The sequence below is a fragment of the Methylomonas montana genome (genome assembly GCF_030490285.1).
Lineage (GTDB): Bacteria > Pseudomonadota > Gammaproteobacteria > Methylococcales > Methylomonadaceae > Methylomonas > Methylomonas montana.
In genome coordinates, this window is sequence record NZ_CP129884.1 from 477,047 (window position 1) to 490,630 (window position 13,584).

General features: G+C 54.9%; 11 protein-coding genes. All 11 read right to left on the reverse strand.

The window, feature by feature from the left end; all coding sequences use genetic code 11:
• Nucleotides 1-8 precede the first annotated feature (8 nt).
• The 11 genes from lexA to cpaB all read right to left on the reverse strand — a co-directional run bounded on the left by lexA (nt 9) and on the right by cpaB (nt 13,548).
• Nucleotides 9-638, reverse strand: a complete 630-nt coding sequence (lexA, locus tag QZJ86_RS02275; RefSeq protein WP_301936090.1) for a transcriptional repressor LexA — start codon at nt 636-638, stop codon at nt 9-11.
• Nucleotides 639-867: 229 nt separating this feature from the next.
• The gene (locus QZJ86_RS02280) at nt 868-4,179 is read right to left on the reverse strand and encodes a diguanylate cyclase (RefSeq protein ID WP_301936091.1); all 3,312 of its coding nucleotides are present in this window, start codon (nt 4,177-4,179) and stop codon (nt 868-870) included.
• 2 nt (nt 4,180-4,181) lie between these two features.
• Entirely contained in the window at nt 4,182-5,924 is a 1,743-nt protein-coding gene (locus QZJ86_RS02285; protein ID WP_301936092.1) for a pilus assembly protein TadG-related protein, read from the reverse strand.
• A 30-nt stretch (nt 5,925-5,954) separates the two neighbouring features.
• Nucleotides 5,955-6,311: a DUF3613 domain-containing protein gene (locus tag QZJ86_RS02290; protein WP_301936093.1), complete on the reverse strand. Its 357-nt coding sequence runs from the start codon at nt 6,309-6,311 to the stop codon at nt 5,955-5,957.
• Between the two features lie 32 nt (nt 6,312-6,343).
• Complete coding sequence (locus QZJ86_RS02295; RefSeq protein ID WP_301936094.1) at nt 6,344-6,895, reverse strand: tetratricopeptide repeat protein; 552 nt, start codon at nt 6,893-6,895, stop codon at nt 6,344-6,346.
• A 184-nt stretch (nt 6,896-7,079) separates the two neighbouring features.
• The gene (locus QZJ86_RS02300) at nt 7,080-8,012 is read right to left on the reverse strand and encodes a type II secretion system F family protein (RefSeq protein ID WP_301936095.1); all 933 of its coding nucleotides are present in this window, start codon (nt 8,010-8,012) and stop codon (nt 7,080-7,082) included.
• The gene (locus tag QZJ86_RS02305) at nt 8,009-8,917 is read right to left on the reverse strand and encodes a type II secretion system F family protein (RefSeq protein ID WP_301936096.1); all 909 of its coding nucleotides are present in this window, start codon (nt 8,915-8,917) and stop codon (nt 8,009-8,011) included. The genes QZJ86_RS02300 and QZJ86_RS02305 overlap by 4 nt, the downstream gene beginning before the upstream one ends.
• Complete coding sequence (locus QZJ86_RS02310) at nt 8,910-10,157, reverse strand: CpaF family protein (protein WP_301936097.1); 1,248 nt, start codon at nt 10,155-10,157, stop codon at nt 8,910-8,912. Before QZJ86_RS02310 ends, QZJ86_RS02305 begins: the two co-directional genes overlap by 8 nt.
• Nucleotides 10,158-10,169: 12 nt before the next feature.
• The gene (locus tag QZJ86_RS02315; protein WP_301936098.1) at nt 10,170-11,378 is read right to left on the reverse strand and encodes an AAA family ATPase; all 1,209 of its coding nucleotides are present in this window, start codon (nt 11,376-11,378) and stop codon (nt 10,170-10,172) included.
• A complete protein-coding gene (locus QZJ86_RS02320) occupies nt 11,375-12,712 on the reverse strand; it encodes a type II and III secretion system protein family protein (RefSeq protein WP_301936099.1) in 1,338 nt (445 codons plus the stop codon). The genes QZJ86_RS02315 and QZJ86_RS02320 overlap by 4 nt, the downstream gene beginning before the upstream one ends.
• Complete coding sequence (gene cpaB / locus QZJ86_RS02325; protein ID WP_301936100.1) at nt 12,709-13,548, reverse strand: Flp pilus assembly protein CpaB; 840 nt, start codon at nt 13,546-13,548, stop codon at nt 12,709-12,711. Before cpaB ends, QZJ86_RS02320 begins: the two co-directional genes overlap by 4 nt.
• Between the last annotated feature and the right edge of the window lie 36 nt (nt 13,549-13,584).

A 13,584-nucleotide genomic window follows, 5' to 3' on the forward strand; every position in this document is an offset into this window, starting at 1 on the left:
ATCTCCTCCTAATGGTGGTTGGTATAGCTACGCATTTGTCCGACTAATACCCCTTGAATTTCCACTTGCTCGGGCCGATAGTGCATGGCCTGCATCGTGGAATTGGCGGGGATCAGCAAGGTTTCGTGTGGGTACTGCTCAATAAATTTCAATGTCGCTTCGGCCTTATCGACCAGCGCGACGACGATTTCGCCGTTGCGGGCATGACTACGTTGTTCGATGATGACCCAGTCGCCGTCGAAGATGCCTTCTTCCAGCATCGAATCGCCTTTCACCTTCAGCACATAACAAGGGTTGTCGGTTTTTAACTCGTCTGGCACAGCCATGTAGGAAATAGTTTCGATGGCTTCGATCGGTCGGCCGGCGGCGATGGTGCCAACAAACGGTAGCGCGCCGGATATTTCGGTCTTGTTAACCAGTGACTTGGCGTATTCGGTCAAGCGGATGCCGCGTTGCTTGCGCTCGGGCGCTTCTATCAGATTGGCGTCGATCAAGGCCTTGATCTGGCTGTGCAAGGAGCCACGCGACTTCAAGCCCATTGCCGCGCACAATTCTTCCAGTGTCGGCGGATGATTGAATTGATCCTGGTTCTGTAACAGGAAGTCGAAAATTTCTTGTTGTTTACGGGTGAGGTTCATGTTTGTTCTGTATTTGTTTTTAAAAAGCATACAATAAAAACAAATGCAGAACAAATAAAATTTTGAGTGTCTTGCTAGTCGGCAAAACAATGCCGCTTGGCACTGTCAGTCCACCGCTAATGCCAGGCTAAACGATGCAAACTGTGGACCTAATTCAGTCACAAAAACAGTGGCGTAGGATGACCGGCTATCAATCCCTGCTGAAATTCGAACCGGTTTTTGTCGATCTTTATAGCCCTAGCGGCGTCGACTCGGCTTGCGAACCCTGGGTATAGTCGATACCCAACTTGCCCTGGAATTCCCGCATGGCGGCATCCGCGGTGTAATAGCTAATGATGCGGATTTGCATGTGTTCGCTAATCGCTTGGATGGCGCGGACAATAACGGCATCAATAGGGTCGGAGGCCAATCTCTGAGTTAGGCTGCTGTCTATTTTTATAAAATCCAAAGGCAGATTACGCAAGTACGCGAACGAAGAAACGCCCCCACCAAATCGGCTCAAACAGAAGTGGTAGCCGGTTTTTTTACCTTCCTGCATGAAATGCTGCACCAGGCTGAAATTCTGCACCAGATCGTCTTCGGCGATTTCGAAGCAGATACACCGAGCCGAAACGCGGTGGCGTTTACTCTGCTCGGTCAGAAAGGTGGCGAAGCTATTGTCTGTTAGCGTGACAGCCGACACTTGAATGGCAAAGATCTCTGGCGAAGCGTCATTCAGCGCTCTTGCGCTTATTATGGAAAACAGCTTATCGATGGCCCAACGTTCTATGGATGAACCTAGATTGAGGCGATAGGCGTTAGGCATGAAAGCGGAGGCATTCAACGGTGCTTGGTTGGGCTCGTGCAATTGCAACAGTACGTCGCGATAAACCGGAAGTTTGGACTGTTTGTCGGCAAGCGCTTGCGCATCTAGCTGGAATAAGCGGAAATAATCGTGGTCCAACGCCTCGGCCAGACGTTGGCGCCATGGCGTTAGCGCTAATTTCCCCCCGTCTCTTTCCGACGCCGAGGCTATATGAACTTGGTCGCGACCTGCTTCTTTGGCGTGATAACAGGCTTGGTCGGCGGCGCTAATGGTTTCTTCGATACTCAGGCCGGGTTGCAGTTCGAACAGGCCGATGCTGACCCCAATTTCGAAAAACTTGTCGTTCCAAGTGAAGCGGAATCGTTTGACGGCTTCGCGAATTTTCTCCGCAACGATGACGCTATTCTCGCAAGACGCGTTGCAAAATACCGCACAGAACTCATCGCCGCCGATACGCGCCAGCACGTCGCTGGCTCTCAGGCATTCGTTCATCAGAAGGGAGACCTGCCGCAGCAATTCGTCGCCGGCGTTATGGCCGCAGCTGTCGTTGACCACCTTGAACTTATCCAGATCCATATAACACAGCGTATGTTGCTGGGATTGTTCTTCGACTTCGTATTGCAAGCCTTCGAGCATGGAAAGCAACTCGCGGCGGTTAATCAAGCCGGTGAGCGGATCGCGGCTGGCCCGTAGCTGCATTTGCCGATTCAATGAGCGTTGTTCTGCGACGTCTTTCATCGCGATGACCGCACCGATCACCGAATTGTCACGATCGAAAACCGGCGTGGCTGAGACTTCCACCGCCAGTTCCTGTTTGTTTTCCTTGATAAACAGTACGTCTTGGCGGAATTTGATGATCTTGCCGATGCGCATGGCGCGTACTGCGGGATCGACCAAAGGTTCGCGTTTTTTTTCGTCGACCAGATGGACCGCCTGTTCGAAGGCCATGCCCTTGTATTGATGTTCCATCATCCCCGTGAGTTTTTGTGCGTAGGGATTGAGATATTGAATGAAACCATGCTCGTTGGTGGTGATGATGCCGTTGGCGATACTATCCAGAGTCTGTTGCAAACGGGTCAAGTCGGTCTCATTGGCTTGTGCTTGCTGTTTGAAGGCGGTGATATCCTCGAAGAAGTAGGCATATTCTTGATTGCCTTCCCGGGGCGTCAGCGGCAGGGTATTGAGTGTGGCGAATCTGACTTGATGCGCGTTCTGGATGGTGTGTTCACCCTGATACACATGACTGTGAATGTGTGGCCGATCCGCAACCCAAGTGGCGAGATAGGTGCCGATGAGTTGTTGAGGATTCTTGCCTGTCAGTTGAGCGAAGGAGGCATTGGCGATTCTGATTTTGGCTTGGTCATCGGTGATGCAAAATCCTATCGGCATTTTATCGAGTATCGTTTGCCGGATAGACATTTCCTGTTCGATACGGTGGCGATGGATTAGCTCTTCGCTCTGGTCGCGAATAACGCAAACCAGACGCGATTCGCCGTTGTTTGCCGGAAAAAGCCCTAATTCCAGGCTGCGGGAGTCTCCGTTTGGAGTGCGCCAAGGTAGTTCGATAGTCGTCTCCGACAGCCGGCCGATGGCTGAACGAATCTGTCCTGTCAGGGTGACGGGAAGTTGACTGGCTAGTCGATCAAACCAAGTATCTTTCCCGGCGTGCGTGTCACCAATATTCAATAAGGTGCGAAATGCCGGATTGGCATACAGCAGTTCGCCGTTGTCCTGCGGAGACAATACCGCTAAGCCTTGCGGAATCGCGTCCAGCAAAAGCGCGTATAGCCTCAGCATTTCCTGTTGGCCGCGTTCGCTGCGGGCGTCGTGGATTACTAACACCCGCTCACCGTTAGCTGCCGGTGCCGGTCTAAAAGCAATCGTCACCGGGAGAATGCCTCGATTAGTGCCGACAGCCTGGGTTTCCAGCTGTTCTCCCTCGTCTGGCAGATCGGTCTTTAGTAGTAATTCGGCGCAACGCGTACGGTCCCACGGGGCGATCAAATCGAGTATATTGGCCTGATCGATTTTGCTGGTTCGAGATTTCAGCAGCTCTCTCGCAGCCGTATTCATATACCTTACTCGGCCTTGAGCGTCACAACGCAGAATCGCGTCGATCAGGCAATCCAGCATATCACCGGTTGCAATGGCCGCTGGGATGTCGGCGTCATGCTTTGGCTGGTCGGCAGCCAGTGCTTGGTGCCAGCGATGATCGGCTATGTGGTCGAAACTGAACCGTTTTTTGAATATCCACAGCGTCAGATTGAACACCAGAAAGGTAAGTGCCAGCGTGATCAGGGCTGTGGGCGAGGCGGCTATCAGGCGGAGCAGCGCAAAATTCGGCGCGGGGAGTAAGCGGAGTATCAATGTCCCTTTTGTATCCAAGGGCTGCTCTAACGGTATGGGGCTTGCGACTGGCAACGTATTCAGCCACCCTGAATCCGGAGTGTTGTACCGGATCTCCAGTAAGCGGCCCGATTTTCCTTGGATTTCCAAAGTCATGAACATCGGCGATCCGGGGAGTACAGTCAACAGTGGTTGCAGCGATTTGGGATTGCCTTTGCTCAAGTCCAAGGCCTGGCTGACGAGATGTTGAATCTGCCGAGCCTGTTGCTGTTGTTCGCTGCGGCTATCGTCGATAATCCAGAAGGCGCCGACAGCCAGTGCTACGAAGCTGGCCATTAACAGCGCCAGATTCAGGGATAGCCAGACGGAATGGAGTTGGGTACGAAACATGTTCAGATCGCCAATAAGGTGGGTTTTACGTCGAGCCAGATCAAGGTCACGTCTGCGCCGCCGATTTGAACGCCCAATGCGGTTAGCAGCGGCGTTAGCACGCTGTCGCCGATTACTGTGAGCAGCGATTGCAAGAACGGTGTTAATGTGGCTGCGAGGGTATTCAGCGCGGCTTCCACCACCGGTTTGACCAGGAAAGATAACAAATTGATTGCCGGCAGCACGGAGACATCCACATCCAGATTGTTGTTGAGCGTTCCGATGGCATTGCCGATGCCGGTTGCTGCATCCGTGCCGGCTGTCTGGGTTAATTCCGCGGGCGGCGGCGAGGGAATCGGCGTTCTTTCTATAGTGAAAGGCAGATTCTCTGGTCCAGGCTCTTGTACTGCGATGTCGCTGGAAATCGATACGTTGGCCACGGTCAGCGTCAAGGCCTTGACGGCCAGTGCGGGAGTGGCTTGAGTCGTGCCGCTTTCGATGTCCGAATATTGTCCCACGCCCAGCGAAACCAGGCTGGGCTGAGCGCCAACGACGACATGGTAAACCGGATCGGCCACCGACGGGCATTGGATCGAACTCAGATGTGCATCCGCGGCAGCGGCGTTCAGATACAGGCTCAATTTGACTGCTGTCGAAAGCACGCCCAAATCAAGCGCTACCGCCGTCAAATCCAGTTGTAGTCTGAGCTGGGCGGTGCTGGTCTTGGTACGCCAGTTGCCGTTGCTGTCCTTGCCGGGTGGGCCAATGGCGATTTTCGGCGGCTCAATGACATACAGATTAATACCTAGCGAGGCAAGTGGCGGGAGGTTTAAATTGAAGTTTGGGATGCTGATGGCGTGTTGTTTGTTGGCCAGTTGCAAACCGGCGTTCAGCAAGTCGAATACGTTGATTTTGGCGTCCTGGGCGGCGTCCGGATTTGCGCCAGTGACCGACAGAATATCGGCCAATTTAATGTTGGGTAAAACGCCGACACCGGCGAGCAGCATGTCGTTTAAGGCGATGCCGGCAGTAGTCGCCGGACCCACCGCGTCGATCAGCAAACTCAGAAAACCGGCCACGCTCATCTGGGTTTGCAGCAATTCGTTCACGGTGCCGACACCGGCGGCGGCATTGATCAGATCCAGCAAGGACACCTGTGCGGCGGCGATGCCTTTATAACTGACCAGGTCGAGCGAGAGATTGCTGCCCAGCATGCCGCCCAGCAGCGGATTCAACACCGAGTCACCGGTGTCCAGGCGGGCCAGAAAACTGCCCAGCTGGAATCCTGCCAGTACCTGTTTACTGGCTACCGCCGTCGCTTGCAAATCAGTCGTGCCGGCTATCAGGGCGGGGAGGATCAGCGAAGTCGGGTAGGTGGTGGTGGCGGTCACACGTACTGCATCGGCGTCGTTGACGCTGGCGGTGGTGGCGAATTGGCGCACGCCGTTTATCGTTTGCGTGGTGCCGAGCGTTACCCCGCCGGCTTCCGTGCTAAGGTCGCCGGCATAGCCATTGGCCAGCGCAAGCTGCTGCGCGGCGGCTGCGACGAGCGTTGCGTCTGGTATCTCGGTGCCGCCGCAGGCGTTGACGCCGGCTGCGTGCAGCGCACTTAAATCTGCGATGGTCTGTAAACGTTGCTTTTCCAGGGCGAGTCGGCCGGTATCCACCGCTAGCGCAGTGAATAAGATCGCCAATATCAATACCAATACCGCATAAAGACCGATTGCTCCGTGTTGGCGTTGGTAGTTGAATGAAGGGCTATGCATGATAGAGGCCAGCCTGATGGATGGGAGGAACTAGCGGCCTGAGCTTGATCCGGAGCCACCGTCGCTGCCGGCGCTCCCTAGTTCGGCTGGAATAGGATGCGAGAAACTCTTCAGGTAGCGTTGGTAGACCAGGGTTGCGGCCTGTCCGGGGAGGCTGTAGCGGTTGCCTGCTATCGCGCCGGATTCTTGCCGGAGCAGCCACAGACGGGTCTGGGTATCGGCTTCCATTGGCATAGCTATTTCCGTTGCCGGCACGATTTCTTCCGCGGGCATGATTACTTCGACAACCGGGGATGTGCTGGGGAAGGTTTCGATCGAGGTTTGAGCAAAAGCGGCGGCAGTATAGGTGCTAACACCGATCAACAAGCTAAGGCAAAGATTACGCATGGGCTACTCGTTTCGATTAGGGTGGTGTTGGGTTATCGTTGGCTTGGCGTGTTCAGTTGTTGCGCGCGCATCGCCAAGCGTTCCATGTCCTGGTCGTTCAGCCCCCGTTCCGCGGCGAACTGCCGAGCCAGCATGTCCTGTTTTTCTATCAGCATTAGCACGATCAGGTTTTCCACCGGCAGATGATTGGCTCGATCCAACTCCATAGCGGTCATGAATTCCCGACGAGCTTCTTGATGGCGGCCCTGCAACAGCAAGACCATGCCGAGATCGTTGTGGGCGTTGGCGTCGACCGGTCGTTCGTGGCAGGCGCGCGCTAAGTAATCTTCGGCTTGAGACAGTTGCCCGGTTTCCGTCGCCAACAGCCCCAGTCCATGCAGTCCGTAGCCGGCCATGCAGCCATCCAGCAGCAAACGGTATTGTCTTTCCGCGGCGTCCAGTTGGCCGGAGCCACGCAAAGCCTCGGCTCGCAAATAAATGGTTTGTGGCGAGGCGGTGGCGCTTTTTTCCAGCTGATTTAAGTTGGCAAGCGCGCCATAGAATTGTCCTTGCTCCACCATCTTGTGCACGAGTTCCAGATACATGCGCTGCTCCTGAGTAAACTGCCCGCCGCATTCCATATCCGGCCTAAAGGCTGCCGGTTCACTGATTGGCTGACTAGGCGCTAGCTCCGGAAAGGTAGGCGGGTTATCAGCTTGGGGGGTAGGGAGGGGCAGCAAGCCGCAGCTTGTCAGTCCCAACATGCTCCACAAAGAAAATAACGATTTTTTAACCCGCCGCATTTTTCAAACCCTGAATGATCGCCAGAAAGCCCGGTGCCGCTAGAAATACCAATAAGGCCGGGAACAAAAACAGCATCATGACGATAGTCATCTTACCCGACAGTTTGGACACCTTTTCTTTCAAGTCCGTTTGCATGCGGTCCTCGATCAGGTTCGACAATTCGGCCAGGGATTTTAGTACGCTGCCGCCCATCCGCCAAGTCTGCTCCAGTATCATCGCCAAATCGGTCAAGGCCGGCACGTCTATTTGGACGGCAATGTTGTTCATCGCCACAGCGACGTCCTCACCGGCCTCAATCAGACGCAATAGATAATCCAGTTCGGCTGCCAGGTCGGGCAGTAAAGCGCGTGTATCCACCGACAAGGAGCGTAAAGCCTGCTCGACGCTCAGGCCTGTGCTAAGCAGCACTCGCAACAAATGCACCAGCACCGGGGTTTGTTCGGCGATACGCGCTTGACGCGCAGCCGCCCGGTAGGCGACGACTCGCTTGGGAAGCAGGAAGGCCGCGCTTCCGGCCAGGAACAGAATGGCCAAATCTTTTTGATCCAGGCCATTCATGAAAAAGGTGTAACTCGCGATCATCACCGCCGCGATCGGTGACAGTGTCCGCAAGGCGTAGAAAATGGCGAGATCGCTCTTGCGTTTCCAGCCTGCCCGAATCAGCAACGCCTTGACTTCGTCGTCGCCTGCTGAACGGTCGATAACCCGGTTGCCCAAACTTTCCAACCAGTTTGACTCGTGGCTCGATCCGCTATTGCTGCTGATATTTTCCCCGAATGCCGATCTGAACCGGCGATTCAGATCGGCGGGTCTGGTTTTGCTTTGTGCGCGAGCCAGTGCGAACAGAGCCAGCCCGGCCAAGGTGGTTGATAATGCCAATAAGGGCAATAGCCAGGGATAATCGCTCAGGACTGTCATCGGATGCTACGCATCATACGCCACAACAACAATCCGCCCACGGTCTGCAAGCCCAGTGCCGTGTAAATGATTTCCATGCCATGCGGATCATTCAACAGGTAGCCGATATAAGTCGGATTGGTAATCATCATATAACCCGCCATGGCGACCGGCATTGTCCCCAGCATCCAGGCGCTCAGGCGAGTCTCGCCGGTCAGGGCGCTTAATTCTCGTTCCGCTTGTTCGCGCTGCCGGATCATGGTGATGATGTTTTCCAGCATGGCCTTGATACTGCCGCCATAGCGCTGATTGATACGCAATGCCAGCGTGATTAGGTGTAGCTCTTGCATTCGATAGATTTCCGCGGTTTCCTGTAGTGATTCGACCAGATCGCCACCGAGCGAGTTTTCGAGTTTTACACTTGCCATCGCTTTTGATAACGGCGGCAGGCTGTCGTCGATCGCGTTGAGCAGGGCGCTGTCGAAGCTGCGGCCTATTGCCATGATGCGGATGATATAGTCAATAAAGCCAGGTAGCTGCTTCAATAACATGCGGTGAGTGGCAGCGGCGCGCCAGAGTATAAAAACATAGCTGCCGAGCGCGAAGGCGAGGATAGCGATCAACAAACCGGTATTTCCCTTCAGTAAAAAGGTGATGCCGCAGACTAAGCTAAAAATGAGCAGAGCGATCATCAGATATAAGGGGCGCCGTTCCAATCCCGCCCGTTGCAACAACTTGTATCCCCAACTCAGCGGCTTGAAGTGATGACGCTTCTGGGTGCCTGCCCGCCGACGTTCCAGTTTTTGGTCGAATCGGCGCGTCACGGTGATTTGCCTATCTTTCTGACGCCCCAACAGCCACAGCAGAATGGCGGAACAGCCCATGAAGCCGGCTGCGAGTACGATTAGCAATAAGGCCTTAGACATGGCCGCGGCCGGACAAAATAGATTCTGACCGGTTCTGCGCAAGTTTTTGCAGCTTGGGCCGGAGCCGACTGGGAGGGTCGTAGCGATAGAGGCTTTGTGTCACATAATGTTCGTCGGCGACGTTGATGACTTCCTCGACGGTCATGATGCGTCGGTGCCCGTCAGGCGCTCGGCCAATGTGGACGATCAGGTCTACAGAACTGGCGATTTGTTGGCGCAGCGTGATTTCGCTGCCGTTGTAGCCGGCGAATCCGGCCAATAGTTCCAGACGATTCAGCGCGTCGCGCGGATTGTTGGCGTGTAATGTTGCCATCGAACCGTCATGGCCGGTATTCATGGCTTGCAGCATGTCCAGCACTTCTGCACCGCGAATTTCGCCCAGTATGATGCGATCCGGGCGCATCCGCAGCGCGTTGCGAACCAGTTCGCGCGCGGTGATCGCGCCACTGCCCTCCAGGTTAGGGGGGCGCGTTTCCAGGCGCACGACATGCGGATGGCGCAAGTTGAGTTCGGCGGCATCCTCGATGGTGATCAGGCGCTCGCTGTGGGGAATGAAACTGCTGAGTACATTGAGTAGGGTGGTTTTGCCGGCGCCGGTGGAACCCGCCACCAGCAGGTTACAGCGCGCTTGTACCGCCTGGCGTAATAGCGCCAGGGTTTCCTCGTCGACAGTTTGATAAACCAGGAGATCGGCGGAGGTCAGCGGATCCTTGCGGAATTTGCGAATCGAAAGGCAGGGGCCATCGATGGCCAGCGGCGGGATGATGGCATTGACCCGGCTGCCGTCGGGTAGACGGGTGTCGACCATAGGGCTGGATTCGTCGACGCGGCGTCCTAGAGGGGCCAAGATGCGGCGAATCACGCGTAGCAAGTGCTGACTATCGATAAATTTCAGCTCTGTCAGTTCCAATTTGCCGTTACGCTCGATGTAGACCTCGTGAGGACCGTTGACTAGCACGTCGCTGATCTTGTCGTCACGCAGCAGGGGATCGATCGGGCCATAACCGGTGAGTTCATCGATCAAATCCTTGATCAGTCTTTCGGATTCTTGCTGGTTGATGGCGAGGTGCTGGTCGCGGATGAATTGTAGGGTTTTTTCCGCGACGAATTGCTTGAGTTGTTCGTCCTGTCCCGCCGCCGGCAATGTATCGATCTGGTCCAGCAGATAGCGATGCAGTTTACCCTTGAATGTTTGCAATTCGTCCGCCAGGTTGACGCCAGATTGGTTGCGGAATCTCATCGGTTCATTCCACTAATGTTTTTGCAAAAAGGATGTGAAAAAGGACAACCAGCTTCGGCGTTCTGCCAATGGTTTCAGGCCGAGCAGTGATTTGGCAAATTGTTCGATGGCTTGCGCGTATTTGTCCTGGGGAGCGAACTCGAACAAAGTACGTCCGCTATTTTTCATGTAGAGCCTGGCGAGGCCTGATGACGGCAATATGGTCCGCAATGGCAGACCTAAACGTTCCGCGATCTCGGCTCCGCTGGGTTCTTGCTTGTCCAGATAGCGATCCACAATGAGTTCGATAGGACAATCGGGCTGATTTTTCAGTAAGAAGTCCATCAGTTTCTTATTGCTGCGGCAACTCGGTACGGTCTGTTCGCATAGCAGGAAGAGTTGGTCGGCATGCACTGTGGTCAATTGCAGAAACTGCGATTTGGGTAAGCCGCTAAGGTTGACCACCACATATTGGAAATAAGAGCGCAGGATGTTAAGCAGCACGATGACATCATTGGCGGTAATATCGTCGGCGGTCGACTCCTCGGCCATGGCTAATAGGGCCAGTCCTGAGTGGTGCTTGGCGAAGGCGGTTTCGATCAGGGTCTCGTCGAAACGCCGAATGCTACGCACGGCATCGACAAAGGAATAGGAGGCCTGCAGGTCAAGGAACGATAAGGAGTCCGCTTCGGGTATCCCCAGGTCCAGCAGCAAGGTTTTGCTTTCTGGTGAATGCTGGCGCAAGGCCAGTCCCAGGTGCAGGCAGAGGATGGCCGAGTCGGCATCGGGACGCGCGCTGACGATGCCGATGATTTTGCCTCTCGGTTTGTCGCGTATCGTGGCGTAGTGAGCAGTTTTCTTCATGATACGTCGCAGGCGATCGCGTATCTCATCCCGAGAGGATTCTTTGGTGATCAGGTCGCAGGCGCCGGAACGCATGATCTCCAATACCATGTCCGAATCCCATGATTCGGTAAATACCAATAAGGGTAGCAAAGGCTTGCTGGCGTGGAGCTCTTCGATCAAATCCAGATGGGAGGCATGATTGCCGACGGGAATATGGATGATCGCCAGCATCGCGCTGACTGAGTCGATAATCTGCAGAATGCGTTCCAACGACGAGGGTTCCGCAATCAGTAGGTCGCCTTCATCACCGATGCTGTCGTTTAGCCGACGAGTAACCGATTCATTGTCGGTAATCAGCACAAATGCCGGGCGAATGTGGCGTGCTTCGGCGCTCATCGTGAAAAGCCTTCCATGGAACCGCGCTGGGCTTTATTCGGTTCCTGTTTGTAAAACAGGAATTTGGCGAAGTTTGGATCGGTCCGGCGGTAAGCCTCGCCTGGCAGAGCGGGCATAGGGGCATCTCGTTTTATGGGATGGACGATATGCGGCGTCACCACCATCAGCAGTTCCTTGTCGTTCTTCTCGAAACGCTTGGAGCGGAAAAACGCGCCGATATAGGGAATATCGCCCAGCCAAGGTAGCTTGTCTTCATTGGCGACGGTGGTTTGGCTGATCAAGCCGCTAATGGCAAAACTTTCGCCATCACCCAACTCGATGCTGGTGTCGGTACGGCGTACCTTCAGGGCCGGCACCCGTGTACTACCGCTCTGAATGCCGGCGGAAAAATCCAGATCGCTGACCTCCGGTGCCACCTTCATCATGATGCGGTTCGCTGCCAGCAGGGTAGGGGTCAACGCTAGGCGCACGCCAAACTCCCGGTATTTTATGGTGATCGCGCCGGATGCGGAGCCGCCTTGCGGAACCGGGATCGGGAATTCGCCGCCGGCCAGAAAATTGGCCGTCTGCCCGCTCAGCACCACCAGGCTGGGTTCGGCCAAGGTATAGGCATAGCCGCCCTGTTCCAGCAAGCTGACAGTGCTCAGCCAGCTTTGGTTAGAGTTGCCGAATACCATTTGGAACGCTTGCGCGTAAGGGAAGAATCCGGCCGCGCTTTCCAGGAGCAGACTGCCGGCTTCCGCACTTTGTACGCCGGATAGCGTCCCCGGCGGCGCGACGGCAATAGTGGAATTGGCTGAGTTTTTGCCGAAGAAAAAGCCGGCTTCCTTGAGGGCGGTGCGGCTGATTTCGACGACCTTGATATCCGCTTGGATCTGGGTGCTGCCCATCTCCACGGTCGTCATGTCTCTTGGATTGGGTGCGCTTTCGGGTATCTTGCCGGCATGTTCGACGAGCGATTCGAATTCGCCCTCGATGATGCGCGGATCGACGCGTAAACGGTAACGGCGCGCTTGGGATCGCTCGTCATGCCAGATATGTAGATTGGTAGATCCTGGCTTCTTGGCTGTTATCAGCAAATCCTGTGCTGTGGCGGTGATGCTGACATCGGCGATTTCCGGATCGCCGACGGCGATACGCGTCGGTGCTTTGGCTAGACGCAGGACCTCTTGCTGACCCTCGTTGATCAGGATTTCCTCTATGTGTGGGGTGTAACTGCCGCGTTTATGTTTTCCGTTCGCCAGCGCGTTACCGGCAAAAACGCAGAGCATCAGGAAATAGAATAAGGACACTAGCCGTTGATAAGCAATGTGTCGATCGATCGAATGTGTCATGGGTATTGAACCTGCTCAACGTGAGCGCCGTGATAAATTTCTATAATAGGGCCCTGTGGCTTCTCGGGAGCCAGGCTTTGCGTCGTCGGTGCGGCGACATCGTTCAAGGTGGTAGGAGAAGATAATTCTTCGCTAACGGCCGCGCCTGCTGGGCGTAACGCCAGTCGCAATATGCCCAGATTTTCGACCAAGGCAACCAGTGCAGTTTGGTCGGCGTCGACGGCTATTACGGCGGTATTGATTCCGGTTTTGCTTTTCACTGTCTCATCTTTCGATGGGCTTTTATCGGTGGCCGGGTCCGGCGCAGGTAACTCTGTTCCGTAGCTTAAAACGCGGACCGCATGCAGCATGACCACGGCTTGATTTTCCTTGACCAGTTCATTGTCTTTACGAATGAAGGCAATCACGTCGACAGCATCGCCGGGATGGATGAAGCCACCAACGCCAATGACTTCGCTGACTTTTATCGCAATGGCCCGCTCATTGGTTTTAAGTGACTGGGCGATTGGATTGCCTGTCACGAGATCGCTAGCCAGTATCGGTTTGCCTTGTGCGATGGTGTTTGCCAGACGTTTGCCAAGCACTTCCTTGGTGGTGTCGAAGGCATTGGCTGGCCGGATTGTGGCCGGCGTCGAGGTGACATCGCCTTCGCTGATGACGTCTCCCGGTTGGAGAGGGCGGCTAGCAGTGACGATTTGATAGCTGATTTCAGGCGCCTTGGCAGGCGTTGTTGTCTTGTCGGCTGGAGGGCTGCTGAGCCGGTAAGCGATGGCGATAAGAATCAACGAGCCTATCAGCATAATAGCGGCGACGAGTTTAAGTATTTGACTGCTCATGATATTTGCCTATTTTGATGAAACTCATTGACCAGT